Below are 16,422 nucleotides of genomic sequence, written 5' to 3'. Positions count from 1 at the left end.
TCCTTATATCGCCAGCGCTTTTACACGCTTACGGCCATAGATCAGATTGATCACCGCACGTGTACCGATGATAGCGGTAAACATAGAGGTACAGATGCCGATTGCCAGCGTGACCGCGAAACCCTTGATCGGTCCGGTGCCAAAACTGAACAGCACCACGGCCGCGATAAGGGTGGTGATATTGGCATCAATGATGGTGGAGAATGCCTTCTCATAGCCGGCCTGGATACTCGTCTGGGGCGAGTTGCCGTTGGCAATCTCCTCACGGATTCTTTGGAAGATCAACACATTCGCATCCACCGCCATGCCCACGGTGAGCACGATGCCGGCGATGCCAGGCAGGGTCAGGGTCGCCTGCAGCATGGAGAGAATCGCCACAATCAGCACAAGATTCATGACCAGCGCCATATCGGCTACCAGACCGAAAATACGATAGTAGATTGCCATGAATACCATAACCAGAGCCAGCCCGATCATCACCGATTTAAAACCCTGGTCGATGCTGTCCTGTCCCAGGCTGGGGCCGATTGTCCGCTCTTCAACGATCTCGATAGGTGCCGCCAGGGCACCTGCCCGAAGCAACAATGCCAGGTCTCTGGCCTCTTCCGTGGTATCGAGCCCAGTGGTCTGAAAACGTCTGCCGAAGGGTTCCCTGATGGTGGCGATGGAGATCACCTCCTCGACCCGTTTCTTCACCTTCACCGGTTCACCATCCACTATCCGGGTGGTTGTGCGGTTCTCGATGAAAACCACTGCCATCGGTTTGCCCACGTTCTCATTGGTCATGCGCCGCATGCGCTTGGCGCCCACACCGTCCAGGCTGACGAAGACCGCGGGTTGGCCCGTCTGTTGATCCAGACCCGATGAAGCATCGACAATCTGGTTACCGGTGACGATCACCCGTTTTTTCAACAATACCGGTTGACCATCCCGCTCGTGATAAAGGTTGGAACCCGGTGGGATACGTCCATTCACCGCATCCTCCACACTATGCTCGGTGTCAGCCAATCGATATTCAAGGGTCGCGGTAGCTCCCAGGATCTCTTTCAGCTTTGCCGGATCCTGCGCACCGGGCAGTTGGACCACAATCCGCCGGATTCCCTGTTGCTGTATCAAAGGTTCAGCGATACCCAGCGCATTGACTCGATTACGCAATGTGGTGATGTTTTGCTGCAGGGCGAACTTCTGCACCTCCTGCCTCTCCACCGGAGAGAGTGAGACAAGAACCAGAAATGCATCCCCCTCATCAACACTTTCGAGATTCAGGGATCGAAACTCATTACCGATCAGGTCCGATGCCTGATCGCGTTTCTCCGGATTATTGAATTTAACGACAACCTGTTCATTCTCACGGCTGATACGGATATATCGCAGCTTGTTCTCCCGCAGCAAGGTTCTTATATCGCTGCTGTAGCGTTCCGCCGCCTGCTCGATCGCTGCCTCCATATCCACATCGATAAGGACATGGATGCCGCCTCTGAGGTCGAGTCCGAGATACATCGGCTCAGCCCCCAAGCCGACCAACCAGTCGGGCAGATCAGGAGAGAGTGTTAAAGCCGGGGTATAGTTCTCGCCAAGTTCAGCGGCTATCTGGTCCATCGCCTTGAGTTGATCTTCAGAGCTCAAGAATCGTACCAGCAGCTTGCCGTTTTTCTGCGCCATGCCCTTGGCCGTGATACCCACTTTGTCCAGCGCCTGCTGCACCCGTGATTCGGTCGTCTGATCAATAACGGCATCACGCTGTGCGGAGATTTCCATTGAAGGGTCCTGGTCGAACAGGTTCGGCAAGGCGAACAATCCGCCCAGCAGGACCACGAGCAAAACCATTAGGTTTTTCCAAAGTGGGTATTGGTTCATCGTACTTTCAAAATGTTAAAACTAAGTGAGAAGCGGTTTGACTCAGTATCGACTAGAGTTCTTTCAGGGAACCTTTCGGTAACACCGAGTCAACGGCCTGTCGGCGGATTTTCACCGCGGTTCCATCAGATACCTCCAGCAAGAGAAAGTTCTCGCCAAGATCGGTAATCTTCCCCGCCATGCCACCGGTAGTGACGATTTCATCCCCCTTGGCCAGGGCCTCAACCATTTTCTTATGCTCCTTCTGGCGCTTCACTTGGGGACGAATCATCAGAAAGTAGAGTACCGCGCCAAAAATAACCAGGGGCAGCAGCCCGGTAATTGCACTTGCCTGTTCGGTAGCGGCCGGCGCCTCCGCCAAGGCATCAGATATAAAAAAATTCATTTCAACTAACCTCTCATTCGGGCCAAACAGTATCCGTCAGGCAGATCATGCCCGCTGATAAAATCAGCGGCCGATTATGACACAGAAGGCGAAAATAAGCAGGCTTAAGTGATGTATTGGAATAATTCCATCTTATCAACTGCGTACTGGTGCAGCAAAGCTGCTGCCAGGCATTGCAAGTCACCTGGTTAGCAAACAAAATCAGCGCTTTATGGTGGGGTAGGGTTCCAACTGTCACGGCTGGATTGCATGGCCGGTATTCAAACTTGTCTTCTCCTCACGTTCCTGTGTGGAACCCAGGCGAAATCCACGGCAATGAATGAATACTCACACAGGAGCACGGGATTCAACGGCAAATAAACGGTCAATACCAGACCGAGAGATAGGCCTTGATCACATTGGCTGTAAATGAGTAGAGGGGCTCCTCACCGGCGACACCGCCGCGGGTGATATCGCGAAAATCGTCATACTCGAACCGAATCAGGTCGAGGGAGAAATTGAGGCTGCCATTGTCTATAAACTGCCACCTCTCAGGATGAAAATCATAACTCACGGTAAAGCCGATCGTGTGGCTCTGAAACGTGCTCAACTCCTTGTCCCGTGCCAGAAAATTCTGCTCGTTCACACGTGAGAAGAGATCGCTGTAGAAATCGGCCGCGTTCTGAGTGTAGTAGCGATAACGGACATCGACCACCCAGTCTTTCTCCAGGGGGTGGGTATAGGCGAATTCCACGTTGTTGGCACTGATACCCCAGGTGTCGTTGAAGTAGCGGTATTCACCGCTCAAGGCGGCACGGTAGGGAAGATAATATTTCAGACGCAAGGCCAGGGCGTTACTGGTGCGTGTATTCGGATACCTCTCGGGTTGAAAGCCATATCCGTTCTCACTGAGTGGATCGAGAAATCGATAGGAGCGATAGGGGTTGTTCAGGTAGCCCTCGTCGGTGATCGTCTCCCAATCGATGTCGAGAATGCTCTCTTTGGTCAAAATCTGGCTGACACCGATACGGTAATTCTGCCGCTTCAGGGACTCTCCGAAATCCCTGTCTCCATTGCGGCTGATATCGTCATTGCCCACCGCATACCCGAGTGAGACGGTTGTGAGGTCGCCGAACATGTCGTGACTGATGGAGAAGCTGCCGGTCTCGGCTTGATAGTCGCTCTCATCACTGCTGGTCAGCGCCAGGCTCATCAAGGTCTTGTTGTGCAGATAATCCAGCGCCAGGCTGGTTTCCGTACGTTCCTCGGTATAGGGCGACGCCATGCTGACCACATCCACCGAGGCGCTTGAGATGGAATCGATATAGTAGTTGGCATTCAGCGACACATTGCCGGAAAAGGATTTGCGCACCAGGATCGATGGCCCATCCACTTCGACACCACCGCCATCGTAACGGTGATACATGATATCCGCCCTGTCTTCCGGAAGAACAGTAGCCTGCAATCCCGTACTGCACGTTAACAGCAGCACTATTTGCAGACAGAAAAGGCCTTGCTTGGATATCGGCCATGAAACAATCGAAATAGCGCCTCGCATGGTCGTGGGATTAGTTACAGCCACATCCCCCTCCGCCACCGCCCTCGGCGCCACGTGCCGCCTCTCGGGTCTGATAGACATGGTCTCGGTAGGCGCTCGCAACAGGGTCGCGCTCAAAGCTCATGATCGGGTCGGCCAGATGGGCACGCTCATAGGGTTGTACCCAGGGCTCGATACTGCACCCTGCACTGGCGAGAATGGATAGAGAGAGCAAAAACCGGCAGATTCTGTATAGCATCGTTTTCACTTCAATCAATGGTTACTCACGCAACAGCTGACGAATCTGTTGCTGGTACTCTTCCTCATATCCGGGTTTATATCCCTTATGGAGATAACGTATCCGTCCATCCCTGTCGACCATGAAGGTGCTTGGCATCGCTTTGACCTGATACTGTTTACTCACTTTGCTACGGTCGTCATAGAGAATGGGAAAACTCACCGGGAGGTCACTCAGCATCTTATCAGCTGCGGCCCTGTCTTCATCCACATTCACGCCCAGCAGTGAAAAACCCAGGGATTGGTAGCGATCGAACAACTGCTGCAACAGTGGCATCTCCTGGCGACAGGGACCGCACCAGGAGGCCCAGAAATTGACCATCACTACCTGTCCTCGCAGTTCACTCAGCTTTATATTCACACCCTCTCGACTCTTGAGCGTGAAATCAGGCGCCATGGATGGTTGATTGGCTGCAACGGTATATCCGCAAGCCAATAGCAATACACCGGCTACGATAAACTGATGCAATCGGAATTGAATTAGGCGTTCACTCAACATCGCTATTCCCTCAAAAGAAGTATGTCAGGCCACCGTGTAGCTCGAAGTTGTGAATTGTCTTCGTCTCCCCCAGCAGGTCTGACTCGAACATGTGATCCCTGACATCAAGATGCAGGGTCAGCCAGTCATTGATCAAAAGTCGATACCCCGCACCGACATTGACCGTAAACTCGTCGTCTCCGGCAAAGCGGGTGCTGCCGATTCCGGCGATCAGATAGAACTGGCTGTTATAGGCATACTTACCGCCCAGAAACACCTCTCCGGGAAGCAGATTGTATCCGGCGGAGAGGTTGTAATAGGTGAAGTCACGGTCATCGTCGGCGAGCAGCTGAACATCGCCGCCCAGCTGTTCGAAACTCGTCTCCTTGGCCTCGGTCGTGCCGATCGCCGCCTCAACGAAAATCGATTCCGTAAGGTGATAGGCGAAACGGGCGCCGAAGACGCCGCTGGTCCCGAAATCCTCTATGTTCATCAAACCGGCATAGATCCCAATCTCGAAATCCTCTGTATCGATCTCGGGTTCCACAATCTCCCTGCGTGCAATCTCAGGCTCAATTAGCAGATCCTCACGCAGCCCCTCTCCGATAGGCTCAGCGGCTATACACGGCGGCATTATCAGGGCCGTCAGAAGTGACGCGATGCTCAGAAAAAGAAACCGAGTCCGATTTTCCACTGGTCAAATTCCTCATTGTCTTCACGACTGGTGAATGCGGTGTAGTGGCGAAACTCTCCGCGCAGAAAAAAACGCCGCGTCAGATAGACACGCAGACCGGCGCCGACATGGGCCGTAGTGTCGGTACGATCCTCAGCCTGAACCAATGTCGACTTGGGCTCGGTGCGAATCACACCCCCTCCCAATGTGAAAAACGGACTATAGGTCCATTCGGGAAAGGGCTGAGACAGCAGGTTGACATCAAACAGGTATTCGCTTGAGAAATCACCCAAGGCTTGAGACAGACTGAGCTCAGCGGAGAGATTTTCATTGAACGAGTAACCACCATATAAACCAAGCAGTGTGGCGCCCTCCATGTCGCCGCCATAAAAACCGAATTCCCATTCCCGGTTCCTGAAATCATCCTGTGTATAGCCGACCAGCTTAAGCCGCTCACCATCCGCGGTTTGAGTCTGGCGCATCTGCTCCAGGCTGACCCATCCAGAACGACCGCGACGCGTGTAAACCTGAAACCAATCCGTACGACGCTTTCGAACCTCGACCCACTCCATCCTTTCCACGACATATACGATGGGATAGGAACGCCCCGGCCCGGTGTGCATTTCAATATAGGGGGCTGTCACCTGAACCCGTTGATACTCCTCTTCTCCCGCACTGGTTGCAGGTATCAGCCAGATCAACAGCCAGCTCGTCCACAGATACCGCTTTAACCTAAGAAGTCTCAAACTCACTCATCCAGTGGTGCCATGAAAGGGTCATTGTAATATTGTGCGCCTATATCGAGCCATTCAGCTATCAGTCTTTTCTCCGCGTCACTCAGATAACCCGCATGCACGCCACCGGGATCAAACAGCCCAAGGAAGCGGCCATTATTCGCCGAGCCCGCCTCCATCGAGGCTCCTCCCGGCACCGGCACCGGTGCATCAGGCAGTGGAACAGGATTGCCCGATCCATCCAGGACCAGCTCACCGTTGTCATCGGTTTCATACAGCGGTTGGCCGTTTTCATCCGTTTGCGGCACCAGAATATCAACCAGAATACCGTCCACGACCTGCTGCAGATTATCCGGTACAAGCAACTCCCGATAGGCTGCGAAGTGGTCCGGCTCATCTTCGGATGGACCATCACTCAGATCCAGCTGGGCATCCGGTAACACGGTCACCCCATTGTCATCCGTGTCATGGCAGAGCGTACAGGTATGATCGTCGACCTGGGTATTGGAGGCATCGAATACCGGTCGTGGCAGCGACCATAACGGATGGATATGCTGTTCGTAATGTATGATGGAACGACAGAACACATTCCAGCTGCCGCTACAGGCAGCGTCACTCAGGGGCGACTCCGTCTCCAGGTCCGCATACCGATAGCTGAATTCCGTATCAGGCTCTCTCATGGCCGGATCCGTCCAGACATCGGTGAACAGCAGGTCCAAGGTTGGATCACAAGCGCCGGCTCTGCATTGCAGACGGTTGCGTGTCTGCGCCATGGTCTCTCCGAAATCGCTCCACAGCTCCGGATTGGCATTCGGGAATGGCAGACCGCTACCTGTACTGCCGTTATAGACACTGGGTGGCGCGGCACTCAGTCTGCCATGGGGAAGCGGGTTGTCAGCAGCATGGCAGCCACCGCAACTCACGACCTCTCCCGGTCTGAACTGGAGCCAGAAGCCATGAGGTTGATCGATGCGTCGTCCATTCGCATCGAGTATGGCGAAACTGACGGGAACATTCGCCGGCACCTTCACCTGCACGGAACCATCGGGTTCGATCGGTGCATAGCCGATCACCTCACGCATACCGAACTGCGCGGTCGCGCCAAACGCGCTGTTTGAAAACTCGAGCACATCATCATCGGGGATTGTCACCTGCTTGATGAGGCGCAGAAACCTTGCCGGACGTTGATCCGACCGGGTCTGGGCGGGATCGGCCAGGGTTGGTATATCGGGATCGGCCGCATCCACGCCGTCCAGATCGTAGACACTGCGTATATGCAGCAGGCCGGCCTTGTCCGACACCAGGGTTGGGTCAAGATCGATACCCGCTGTTTTGTCATGTCGGATCGTCGGAACGGCACGCGCCACAGCGATCACCGCATCGGTGTAGATGACACCCTCTTGCGGTTTGACGATCGGTTGTTGGGTCTGCGTATCGCCATCATAGATATAAAGGCTGTAGAGCGGCGGCGCTGCTTCGGTATCGGGATTGGCAAGACGCTCCTCGGTGCAGGGTACGATAATATCATCCTCCAGCGCACGGCACTGGCTCCAGCTGATCACCATCCGATCCGTTCCGTCAAACAGCGGGTAGGCGCTGCGCAACTGTCCACCGCTCGACAGACTGCCATCGGTGGTGACCTGAAGTATGGTCGCCTGGGTCTGTGCCGGGCCTGTCAGGCCCGTGTTTTCCCATGTGGGCTGATCATTGTCCACATAGTTGACGCTGTCTATGTAGACTAGGTCGCCACCCTCATCGGTACCGTCGAAGGGTAACAGCAACGCCAGAATACGACCATCCGGCATCTCGATCGGGCGCAAGAACTGCACCGTGCCGCCCCCGGTTCCCGAATCATGGCTGTTCAATCCATACAACAGCTCCAACTCGGTGCCATCCGGATTCATGCGATAGAGATGGATGGCATCGTTGCCGTCCGCATTGTTCCAACGGCTGAACACAATCTGACCATCGGCAAGGACGCTGGGAGAGAAGTCATGGCTACGATTGAACGAGATCTGGGTAATATCGGTACCATCACTGTTCATGACGTGGAGAACCATGGCCGGCTCATCAACCGATCCCTCCATGGCAAGATACTGGGGTTTGCCCTCGTCCAGCAGCCGCGCCTTGGCAAGCCGTTGCCTGGTGGAAGAGAAAACGATACGTCCATCAGGCAGATATTGCGGGAAGCGGTCGTGACCATCTTCGGCAGTGATATCCGAGACAATGACACGTCTCAATGATTGACTTGGAATGTCGTACTCCCAGATATTCCATGTCGGCTGATCCTCAGGCTCAGCATCCTCGATAAGGGGCAGCCTGAGAGAGAACAGCAGCTTGCTACCATCGAATGAGGCGCTGACATCACGCACATCACCTTCACCCTCGGTTACCGATCCTGTCAGGTTGACCTCCTCGGCTCCCCCTGCGGCGTAATCCTTCAGATAGAGGTCTCCGCCCGCCTCGCTGACCTGACTGACACGGATGTCCGTATTGGTTGTCTCAGTAATCGGCCGCTTCACATAGGCGACAGGGTAATCAACGACAACCGGATCCTGCTCCTGGCTGCTGCCACTGCCGCATCCCTGCAAACCGAGGATGAACAAGGCAGCGCATAGGCCTGGCAACGTCTTCATGGCGGCAACCCGTTTCATCTGTAGCTAGCTTCCTCCGGGAAATCTGATCGAACCGTGCCTGATAACCCATCTGTGGTTAACCATCGATATGTCATCGAACACCATTCAAAACAAGCATTGACTCGTGCTATCGACTAATAAAATCATGGACTTGAGAGTCTACCTCATCGAAGTCACCAATCAGTGCGCAAGTTCACACACTGTAAAAACAGAAGTCACGTATTCGCCACTTTGGATTGACAAAAACAGGGAAAGATATAGAAGGAAAGAGACGGCAAACAAAGACTCGAAGGACACTTCGGGATTAGTCTAAAGGTGGATTTAGGGGCACGTTCATCATGTCATTTCAGGGCCAATGCAGAGATAGTATTTCGATTCCTAAAAAGCCACGGCCGTTTCTTATTCTGATTCTGCTATCTCTCTTCACTGTCACCGCATCGGCCGGACCGCGTGAACAGGCCAAACGCATGCACGACCGGATAGCCGGGGTACCACCAGGTACTCAAATCCTGGCACAAATGGTCACTGAAATCGAAACCAACGGTGATCCATTGGCAGCTGCCATGATCGCCACAGAGCATCCCGATTTCTACAATGTCACACTGAAGAACTGGGCCACTCCCTGGACCAACGAGGAGATGACACCCTTTGCTCCGCTGAATGACTACAGCGCCACTGTGATCGGAATGGTAAGGGATGATGTTCCTTTCAACCAGTTGCTCTCTGCAGACATCCTCTATATCGGCAGTAACGCACCGGCCTACTCCAACAGTAATAACGACCACTATGAGGCGATGGAGACCCTGGGCCTGAACCTCAAGAATGAGCTGCAGCAAACCACCCAGTCGAGTGTGACCGGACTTCCGCCGGAGGGAACCGCAGGTGTCATCACCACCCGCGCGGCCGCAAGGGCGTTCTTTATCGATGGTACGAATCGAGCCATGTTCCGTTTCACCATGCTCAATCATCTATGCAAGGATCTTGAATTGATCAAGGACCCGACACGGGCCTCCGACCGGATCCGCCAGGACGCCACTCGCAGCCCCGGAGGGGACAGCCGTGTATGGTTCAACAACTGTCTGGGATGTCATGCCGGCATGGCCCCCCTGGCACAGGCCTATGCCTATTACAACTACGAATATACCGATGATCCGGAAACCGGCCTCCTCTCCTACACACGCGATAGCGTGCAACCCAAGTACCTGATCAACAGCAGCGTCTTCAAGGACGGCTATGTCACGACGAATGACGATTGGGATAACTACTGGCGGGAAGGCCCCAATTCGGTGCTGGGCTGGGACCCGAATCTGCCAGGCTCCGGTGCAGGCGCCAAATCGATGGGCGAGGAACTTGCCAACTCCCATGCCTTTGCGGAATGCCAGGTCAGCAAGGCCTTCCAGGCAGTCTGTCTGCGTCCCCCTGTGGACAGCGCTGACCGAACCCGCATCGCGGAGATCACCAGCAGTTTCAAAACCGATTACAACATGAAACGCGTATTCGCTGAAGCCGCGGTCTATTGCGCAGGGGATTGATTCAGTGAGCAAGCAGAAAAACGCACTACATCTCACTCTCTCCATATTTACCGTCATCGGACTGCAAGGCTGTCAGGATGGAGTCAGCACCGAGACTCTGCAACCCACCACGGTCACCACCAGCACCTATACAGGGCCGGCCGCACGCACCTCCGACATCCAGGGTTTTCGGATCAGTGTGTGGGAACCCCTGCGTGGGGAAAACCGATGCGGCTCCTGTCACAACACGGGAGGTCAGGCACCTCAGTTCGTGCGCGAGGACGATGTCAATCAAGCCTATGAAGCAGCCAATCCCCATGTCAACAGAGAGGAGCCGGATCAATCATCGCTGGTCACCAAGGTTGCGAATGGACATAACTGTTGGGAGGCCAGTGACACCGCTTGCGCCACTATCATCACCAGCTATATCGAATCCTGGGTTGGCGATGGATCCGGTGGTGGACGACAAATCGAACTCGAGGCGCCGCCGGACAAGGTGGTCGGCGAAAGCAAATCCTTTCCCGATGATTCGAGCCTTTTTGCAACCTACGTGCACCCGTTGCTGACGGATTACTGCGCCGAGTGTCATGTGGAGGATGCGGCCGCCCCCCAGTCCCCCTACTTTGCCACCGCCGACAGCGGAATTGCCTATGCCGCAGTAAAGACCTCGATCGACCTGGATACGCCTGTCAATTCACGCCTGGTGCAGCGTCTCATCGAACTCCACAACTGCTGGGATGATTGCAGTGACAATGCTCAGGAGATGGAGAGCGCCATCGATCAAATGGCCGGCAACATATCGCCAACCCCCATCGATCCGGACCTGGTCATTAGCCGGGCCCTGAGCCTGCCTGAAGGAACGGTCGCCAGCGGAGGCAGCCGGCAGGAGAACGATGTCGTCGCCCTGTATGAGTTCAAGACAGGTAACGGCAACATCGCCTACGATACCAGTGGCGTCGATCCCGCGATCAACCTGAGCATCAGCGGCAATGTCACCTGGGTTGAGGGTTGGGGCTTGGACTTCAGCGACGGTAAGGCCCAAGGCAGTACCGGCGACAGCAGTAAAATAGCCCAGTTGGTTCAGGCCACAGGAGAGTACACCATCGAGGCATGGGTAGTCCCCGCGAATGTAACTCAGGAGGGGCCCGCTCGGATCATCAGCTACTCCGCCGGTACCGACGTGCGCAACTTCACCCTCGGCCAGACCCTCTACAACTACAACTATCTGCACCGCTCCAGCACTACCGACGGCAATGGCGAACCGGCCCACTCCAGTGCTGACGATGATGAAGATCTACAGGCAACGGAACAACACGTGGTGGCCACATTCGATCCCGAAAATGGGCGACGCCTCTATGTGGATGGGGTGTTTACCGATGATCTGGACGAAACCGAACCCGGCAATCTGAATGACTGGGATAACAGCTACGCCCTGGTACTGGGAAATGAGGCCTCCAGTGACCGTCCCTGGGCAGGCAAGATACGGCTATTGGCGATCCACAACCGAGCGCTGACGGCGCAGCAGATCAAACAGAATTTTGACGCTGGCGTGGGTGAGAAATACTTCCTGCTGTTCAATGTCACCGATCTGGTCAATCTGCCGCAGAGTTATGTGATGTTCGAGGTCAGTCAGTACGACAATTACAGTTATCTGTTCCGTCAGCCTAAATTCATCAGCCTCGATGAAGGCGTACTGCCAGGCTCCGTTCCCCTCGAGGGCATGCGTATCGGCATCAATGGCAAGGAGGCGGCCGTCGGTCAAGCCTATTCACGCTTGGCAATCACCATTAATGACAGCGAATACACCGCCAATGGTCAACGGCTGTCGAATATGGCGACCACCATACCCTCAGAAAAGGGCGCCGAAAACGATCAGTTTTTCCTGACATTCGAACGATTGGGGACACATACCAATGTCTATTCCGAACCGGCGGTGCTGCCACCGGCCGAGCCGGCGGATGGCGAACCCCTGCCGCTGATCGGTTTACGTACCTTTGATGAGATCAATGCCACCATGTCTTCCCTGACCGGTGTCGACCCCACCCTGGAGGCGGTGCAGACCACCTATACCACGATCAGGCAACAGCTTCCCTCGTCGGAAGAAATCAGTGGTTTTCTCTCATCCCATCAGGTGGCGGTATCGCAACTGGCGATTGAGTATTGCAGTGCCCTGGTCGACGATGCAGCTCTACGGGCCGGGCTGTTTCCCGGTTTCGATTTCAACGCGAACGCCAACGACATCCAGAGCTCCACCTGGCAGAACCAGGTAGTTGCTCCATTGATGAGCCGCTTCATGGGTGAGCAGCTGACAACCCAACCCTCACCATCGCTTGTCGAGGGTGAACTGATGAATCTATTGACAGGCAGTGTGGGTCTGGCCCGGTGCAGTGGCGGCTGTGATGCGGACCGTACCGAAAAAGCGACCAAGGCAGCCTGTGCCTCACTGCTCGGCAGCGCTGTCGTGTTGCTCCAGTAGGATAAAGATTAATGGATCAGGAATACGCCCCAAACAAACAGCCTGTGTGACTAACGGTAAAGAAATCATGCGCAGAAAAGTGAAGAACCTCTCTCCTGATGCTCCATTGCTATATCCGGATCATCCGCGCCCGGTGACACGTCGGGATTTTATCCGCCAGGGTCTGATGGCGGGATTGGGCGCCGTCACCACCCCTTCACTGTTCGGCCTGTTCGCCAATCCCGGCGAGGCCAGGGCCGCCCTCTCATCCGATCTCGAGGCCCTGAAGAATATCTGCGGCATAGATACCCTTGGCGGTGGCAAGATCCCCTTTATCTGTTTCGATCTCGCGGGCGGGGCCAATATCGCCGGCTCCAATGTGCTGGTGGGCGGCGAGGGAGGTCAGTTCGATTTTCTCACCACGGCCGGTTACAACCGTCTCGGCCTGCCCGGAGACATGGTGCCGCCCATTACCAATCCGGATACCGGCCTGAGCGACTTCATCAATACTGAACTGGGTCTTGCCTTCCATTCGGACAGTGCCTTCCTGCGCGGCATCCTGGAAAAGGTCTCGGCAGGCAATCGAGTCAATATCAATGGCGCCATGATCCCGGCCCGATCGGAAAACGATACCGGCATCAATCCGCACAATCCCATGTACGCCATCAACCGCTGTGGCGCCGACGGTGAATTGTTGACCCTGATTGGATCACGCAGCTCGGATTCCGGCGGCAATTCAGTGGCGCCCGCGGATCAAATCGACCCGACCGTCCGTCCCACCAAGGTCGATCGGCCCAGCGACACGACCGGCCTGGTTGATACCGGCAAGCTGGTAGGCCTGCTCGATCAGTCCGATGCCGTTGCCGTGATGGAGGCGATACAACGTATCTCCGACATGAAACTGAATAGTGTAAGCACCGGTATCAGCACCGACGACGTGGTCAAGGAACTGATACGCTGCGGATACGTCAAGAGTGCCGACCTGGTCGACCGTTATGGCGATCCGGCCGCCCTCGATGTCACTGCCGACCCCGATATCATCGGTCCGATTTTCACTCAGGCGGAGTTCGATAATGACGGTGAATTCCGCAAGACCGCATCGGTCATGAAACTGGTCATCAACGGCTATGCCGGTGCCGGCACAATTACCATGGGCGGCTACGACTACCACACCGGCGACCGTGCCGTAGGCGAGGTCCGCGATCTGCGCGCCGGACGCTGTATGGGGGCCTGCCTGGAGTATGCCGCGCGCCTCGGCATGCCCTTGATGCTGTATGTCTTCAGTGACGGCTCAGTCTCGAGTAACGGCACCCTCGATAACTCCGCGGATGGGCGTGGCAAGGGAGTCTGGACCGGTGACAACCAATCCACCGCCGCTTCTTTCTTCCTGGTCTACAACCCGGGGGGGCAACCCTTGCTTGCAGGAGCTTCAGCCGACGATCAGTTGCGTCATCAGCAAATCGGCCACTTCTCCGCCGATGGGGCGGTGGACAACGGTTCCAGCCCGGCCGCCAACAATGTCAATCAATTGGTGCTGACTGTGGCGCTGAACTATCTGGCGCTGCACGGCGAACAGGGGCAGTTCAACACTCTGTTCGGTACCAGTCTCGGCAATACCGCCATGCTGGACAGCTTGACCGCGTTCAATCCAATCGCATAACTGAACACGGGTCTGCTAAAAGGCCGCAGGGTTATGCCGGCTTCCTGCATGGCTGCCATTCATCGGCCGAATTGATTAGAATCGCCGATCTGTAACTTCACCACCACCCACGAGGCGTATTGAGCAGGATGGAGCGACTGGCTCATGATTACATCGTCTGGAATGCTGACCCGACACTTCTCTCATTTGCCGGGCTCGATATCCGATGGTATGGCGTACTGTTCGCCACCGCCTATCTCTTGGGATACCAGCTCATCCATTGGATCTACCAGCGTGAGGGACGCGACAGCCAATCCCTTGAGCGACTTTCACTCTATTTGGTGATCGGTACCATCGTCGGCGCTCGGTTGGGACACTGTCTGCTCTATGATCCCACTTACTATCTAACTCACCCATTGAAGATACTCGCCATCTGGGAGGGAGGCTTGGCGAGCCATGGCGGCGGACTGGGCATCATGTTGGCCCTCTATCTGCATAAGCGTCAGACAGCGGAATCCTACCTCTGGTTACTGGACAGGTTCGCTATCCCCACCGCCCTGGCCGGGGCCTTCATTCGCCTGGGCAATCTGTTCAACTCAGAGATCTATGGCACGGAAACCTCGCTGCCCTGGGCGATTGTATTCGAGCGTATCGATAAGCTACCGAGACACCCGGCCCAGCTCTATGAGGCCATCGCCTACGCACTCGTTTTCCTTCTCTTATTGACCCTTTATCGACGCAGCGATAGCACCGCAAAACCGGGATTCCTATTTGCCGCTTTTCTGCTTACGGTATTCAGTGCACGGTTCGCTATCGAGTTTGTGAAAGAGAAACAGGCATCCTATGCCATCGACCATTGGATAAATACAGGCCAATTGTTGAGCCTTCCCTTTATCCTGGCGGGATGCGTGTTGCTGATTATTGCCCTGAGACCCCCAAGGCATCAAAGCGTCGCACATAGGCCAGATTGATCATGAAATCAGGCACTGAATCGGTGGTGAGGTTCTCGCCGATTGAGATATCGATACGATGGGAATCCGCATCCAGGTGAATCGACCCCCCAACCGTCAACATCAATGCAGTACCCCCGAGCTGATCCAGCTTGCTGTCGTAATGTGAAGAGTGGGTATCGACCTGCGCTTTGAGATCCAACCAGTTCATTGGCCGCCAACCCACTCCCAGGGCGCCAAAAAACACAACATCCCGCTGCAGATCCTGCAACAGGTCAGCCTTACCTTTCAGCAGGAGACCCGCTTGGCCATAGATATGCAGAGGCCATTGCCACAACATTCGTCGCTCCGAACCGCTTGCCCACAAAGCCAGGTCAGCTGCTCCACTACCCAACAACGCATCAGCGTCTCCGCTGGGCAGTTTGAGGCTTGCGTGGAGCGCCAATCGCCTGTCACTCTCAGCAGCTACATCCAACGCATGGGAGAGCGTGAGCACTAGATCCCCTACTCCACTCTTATTCCGGTCGACCAGTATCCGCTCGCCCTCGTCATTTTCATAGCGAAAAACCAAACGATTTCTGGACCAGTCATTGCGATCGGAATTGGACAACCCAAATATGTCGTGCCAATTTTCGATCAGGCCATCCATCAAACCTTCACGATGAGTCAGGAAAGGCAGTTCGATACCGATCTGCCAATTCTCTGCAATCCCCCGCTTCCATATCAGCGCCAATCTGTATGTTTCCCCATCCAGCCTGATTCGTTCACCATCCGAGTCACTCTGTATGGAGTTGTTGGCGATATCCGCAGTCAACTGCAGATAAGATTCGTTGTGCGCCAACAGATGGGATGAGGCCATAGCCGGTAAACCGTAGATTAGGGTGAAGGGGTTCATATTGCGCACATGGAATGGATCGATATTTCCGCTGTCCGCATGTGACGGGAGAGCGAGCAACCCAAACAGGGCGAGGTTACATATATTCCGCAAAATGGCTATCAAGATCGATCCTCGACATCTAACGACAGGCATCCAACACCAAGACAGCCTGCACATTTAATTCAATAAATAAAAAACTATTTGTAATTCAGCTACATAACCACCGAAATTGATCGCTAGTCTTTAGCTGATCCGGGCACTATCATTACAGTGCCTGCTGTGTGGCGAATACAATTCACATAACCTATCATGATGTTTGGGCATAAAATACCAACTTTACATTTCAACCTGTGACTATGATCGCAAACGCAACGCATTAATTCATATAGATTTATTGTTTCATGACGCTGCTTA

General features: G+C 54.8%; 13 protein-coding genes. 4 read left to right on the top strand and 9 right to left on the bottom strand.

The genetic code is table 11. From position 1 onward, the window contains the following. Nucleotides 1-3: 3 nt before the first annotated feature. The 8 genes from secD to CODIS_RS00490 form a co-directional block, all read right to left on the bottom strand. Nucleotides 4-1,857, bottom strand: a complete 1,854-nt coding sequence (gene secD / locus CODIS_RS00525; RefSeq protein WP_069120243.1) for a protein translocase subunit SecD — start codon at nucleotides 1,855-1,857, stop codon at nucleotides 4-6. Nucleotides 1,858-1,909: 52 nt separating this feature from the next. Further along, on the bottom strand, nucleotides 1,910-2,242 hold the full coding sequence (gene yajC, locus CODIS_RS00520) for a preprotein translocase subunit YajC (protein ID WP_069120238.1): 333 nt from the start codon (nucleotides 2,240-2,242) through the stop codon (nucleotides 1,910-1,912). Between the two features lie 364 nt (nucleotides 2,243-2,606). Then, on the bottom strand, nucleotides 2,607-3,803 hold the full coding sequence (locus tag CODIS_RS00515; RefSeq protein WP_235615088.1) for a DUF3570 domain-containing protein: 1,197 nt from the start codon (nucleotides 3,801-3,803) through the stop codon (nucleotides 2,607-2,609). Next, the gene (locus CODIS_RS00510; protein ID WP_069120224.1) at nucleotides 3,790-4,017 is read right to left on the bottom strand and encodes a DUF4266 domain-containing protein; all 228 of its coding nucleotides are present in this window, start codon (nucleotides 4,015-4,017) and stop codon (nucleotides 3,790-3,792) included. Before CODIS_RS00510 ends, CODIS_RS00515 begins: the two co-directional genes overlap by 14 nt. A 21-nt stretch (nucleotides 4,018-4,038) precedes the next feature. Continuing rightward, complete coding sequence (locus CODIS_RS00505; RefSeq protein WP_069120220.1) at nucleotides 4,039-4,554, bottom strand: TlpA family protein disulfide reductase; 516 nt, start codon at nucleotides 4,552-4,554, stop codon at nucleotides 4,039-4,041. A gap of 10 nt (nucleotides 4,555-4,564) precedes the next feature. After that, on the bottom strand, nucleotides 4,565-5,227 hold the full coding sequence (locus CODIS_RS00500) for an outer membrane beta-barrel domain-containing protein (protein WP_069120216.1): 663 nt from the start codon (nucleotides 5,225-5,227) through the stop codon (nucleotides 4,565-4,567). Beyond that, on the bottom strand, nucleotides 5,197-5,952 hold the full coding sequence (locus CODIS_RS00495; RefSeq protein WP_069120211.1) for an outer membrane beta-barrel protein: 756 nt from the start codon (nucleotides 5,950-5,952) through the stop codon (nucleotides 5,197-5,199). The genes CODIS_RS00500 and CODIS_RS00495 overlap by 31 nt, the downstream gene beginning before the upstream one ends. Before the next feature lie 2 nt (nucleotides 5,953-5,954). Then, the gene (locus tag CODIS_RS00490) at nucleotides 5,955-8,594 is read right to left on the bottom strand and encodes an HzsA-related protein (protein WP_069120208.1); all 2,640 of its coding nucleotides are present in this window, start codon (nucleotides 8,592-8,594) and stop codon (nucleotides 5,955-5,957) included. 320 nt (nucleotides 8,595-8,914) lie between these two features. On the opposite strand from CODIS_RS00490, the gene CODIS_RS00485 reads away from it, so the two are divergent. The 4 genes from CODIS_RS00485 to lgt all read left to right on the top strand — a co-directional run bounded on the left by CODIS_RS00485 (nucleotide 8,915) and on the right by lgt (nucleotide 15,152). Then, complete coding sequence (locus tag CODIS_RS00485; RefSeq protein WP_235615087.1) at nucleotides 8,915-10,108, top strand: hypothetical protein; 1,194 nt, start codon at nucleotides 8,915-8,917, stop codon at nucleotides 10,106-10,108. A 4-nt stretch (nucleotides 10,109-10,112) separates the two neighbouring features. Next, on the top strand, nucleotides 10,113-12,563 hold the full coding sequence (locus tag CODIS_RS00480) for a LamG domain-containing protein (protein ID WP_235615086.1): 2,451 nt from the start codon (nucleotides 10,113-10,115) through the stop codon (nucleotides 12,561-12,563). A 67-nt stretch (nucleotides 12,564-12,630) separates the two neighbouring features. After that, on the top strand, nucleotides 12,631-14,202 hold the full coding sequence (locus CODIS_RS00475) for a general secretion pathway protein GspF (RefSeq protein WP_201258993.1): 1,572 nt from the start codon (nucleotides 12,631-12,633) through the stop codon (nucleotides 14,200-14,202). Nucleotides 14,203-14,330: 128 nt separating this feature from the next. After that, entirely contained in the window at nucleotides 14,331-15,152 is an 822-nt protein-coding gene (lgt, locus tag CODIS_RS00470) for a prolipoprotein diacylglyceryl transferase (protein WP_069120192.1), read from the top strand. Here the strand turns inward: lgt and CODIS_RS00465 are convergent. After that, entirely contained in the window at nucleotides 15,100-16,131 is a 1,032-nt protein-coding gene (locus CODIS_RS00465) for a DUF3187 family protein (RefSeq protein ID WP_162420062.1), read from the bottom strand. The genes lgt and CODIS_RS00465 overlap by 53 nt on opposite strands. Nucleotides 16,132-16,422: the final 291 nt, after the last annotated feature.

Source organism: Candidatus Thiodiazotropha endolucinida, assembly GCF_001715975.1.
Taxonomy (GTDB): domain Bacteria; phylum Pseudomonadota; class Gammaproteobacteria; order Chromatiales; family Chromatiaceae; genus Thiodiazotropha; species Thiodiazotropha endolucinida.
This window is presented reverse-complemented; position numbering and strand designations above follow the sequence as displayed.

What these genes read in the sequence shown, in the direction of transcription:
- secD (WP_069120243.1), bottom strand. Translation starts at nt 1,857, where the DNA reads ATGAACCAATACCCACTTTGGAAAAACCTAATGGTTTTGCTCGTGGTC.
- lgt (WP_069120192.1), top strand. Translation starts at nt 14,331, where the DNA reads ATGGAGCGACTGGCTCATGATTACATCGTCTGGAATGCTGACCCGACA.
- CODIS_RS00510 (WP_069120224.1), bottom strand. Translation starts at nt 4,017, where the DNA reads ATGCTATACAGAATCTGCCGGTTTTTGCTCTCTCTATCCATTCTCGCC.
- CODIS_RS00485 (WP_235615087.1), top strand. Translation starts at nt 8,915, where the DNA reads ATGTCATTTCAGGGCCAATGCAGAGATAGTATTTCGATTCCTAAAAAG.
- yajC (WP_069120238.1), bottom strand. Translation starts at nt 2,242, where the DNA reads ATGAATTTTTTTATATCTGATGCCTTGGCGGAGGCGCCGGCCGCTACC.
- CODIS_RS00490 (WP_069120208.1), bottom strand. Translation starts at nt 8,594, where the DNA reads ATGAAACGGGTTGCCGCCATGAAGACGTTGCCAGGCCTATGCGCTGCC.
- CODIS_RS00505 (WP_069120220.1), bottom strand. Translation starts at nt 4,554, where the DNA reads ATGTTGAGTGAACGCCTAATTCAATTCCGATTGCATCAGTTTATCGTA.
- CODIS_RS00475 (WP_201258993.1), top strand. Translation starts at nt 12,631, where the DNA reads ATGCGCAGAAAAGTGAAGAACCTCTCTCCTGATGCTCCATTGCTATAT.